This is a genomic window from Streptomyces sp. NPDC001985 (assembly GCF_040296845.1).
GTDB lineage: Bacteria > Actinomycetota > Actinomycetes > Streptomycetales > Streptomycetaceae > Streptomyces.
This window is the reverse complement of record NZ_JBEOYB010000198.1, coordinates 1-1,181: the sequence shown is the minus strand read 5'-3', so window position 1 is coordinate 1,181 and position 1,181 is coordinate 1. Positions and strand designations below refer to the sequence as shown.

Annotated in this window: 1 protein-coding gene; it reads right to left on the bottom strand. The window is 74.9% G+C overall.

Going from position 1 to position 1,181, the window contains the following annotated elements; genetic code table 11:
• The coding region (locus tag ABT122_RS33565; RefSeq protein ID WP_351559984.1) for a beta-ketoacyl reductase at positions 1-1,181 on the bottom strand (1,181 nt) is incomplete at both ends.

Here is a 1,181-nt window from a genome sequence, read left to right as displayed (position 1 = left end):
TGACATGCCGAAGAACGCGGGGTCGAAGAGGTCGGCGTCGTGGAGGAATCCGCCGTGGCGGGTGTAGGAGGTGCCGGGGGTGTCCGGGTCGGGGTGGTAGAGGGCGGTGAGGTCCCAGCCCCGGTTGGTGGGGAAGCCGCTGATTCCTTCGCGTCCCTCGGCGACGAGGCGCCACAGTTCGTCGGGGGAGGTGATTCCGCCGGGGAAGCGGCATCCCATGCCCACGATCACCACGGGGTCCCCGGTGACCACCGCCGCCGCCGGCGGGGCCCCGCGCCCCGCCACCACACCCGACATCCGCTCCAGCACATGGCGTGCCAGCGCGGCGGGCGACGGATGGTCGAAGACGGCCGTGGGGGGCAGCCGCAACCCCGTGAGCGCACTCACCCGGTTGCGCAGCTCGACACCGGCCAGCGAGTCCATACCGATCTCGCTGAAGGCACGGGCGGGGGCGACACCGGTGGAGTCGGGATGGCCGAGCACCGAGGCCGTCAGCGCGCGCAGCTCCTCGGTCACCAGGGCGAGCCGCTCGTCCTCGGGCCGCCGGGACAGCCGCTCCGCCCAGGGGGAGGCCGCGCCGTCCGGTGACGTGGCGGCCGGGGTCGCGGTACGGCGCGCGATCCGCCGCGCCCGCGCGAGGCCCCGCAGCATCGGATCGGCCGTACCGCTCTCGATGGCCGCCCGGTTGAGCAGCGCGGGGACGGCGAGCGCGGAGCCGCCCGCGAGCGAGGCGTCGAACAGCTCCAGGGCGAGAGCGGCCGGCAGGGGCAGCAGGCCCGTGCGGGCCCACCGGGCCAGCCCCGCCGCGTCGAGCGACCCGCCCATGCCCTCCTCGCCGTCCCACAGTCCCCAGGCGAGGGAGAGTCCTGGGAGTCCGTGGGCGTGGCGGTGGGCGGCGAGGGCGTCGAGGAAGGTGTTGCCGGCGGCGTAGTTGGCCTGGCCGGCGGTGCCGAGGAGTCCGGCGACGGACGAGTAGAGGACGAACGCGGAGAGGTCGAGCCCGGCGGTCAGTTCGTGCAGGTTCCAGGCCGCCTCCGCCTTGGGCCGTGTCACCCGGGCCACCCGCTCGGGAGTCTGTGTCTCCACGGTGCTGTCGTCGAGGATTCCGGCTGTGTGGATGACGGCGGTGAGGGGGTGTGCGGGGGGGATGTCGGCGAGGGCGCGGGCGAGGGTGTGGCGGT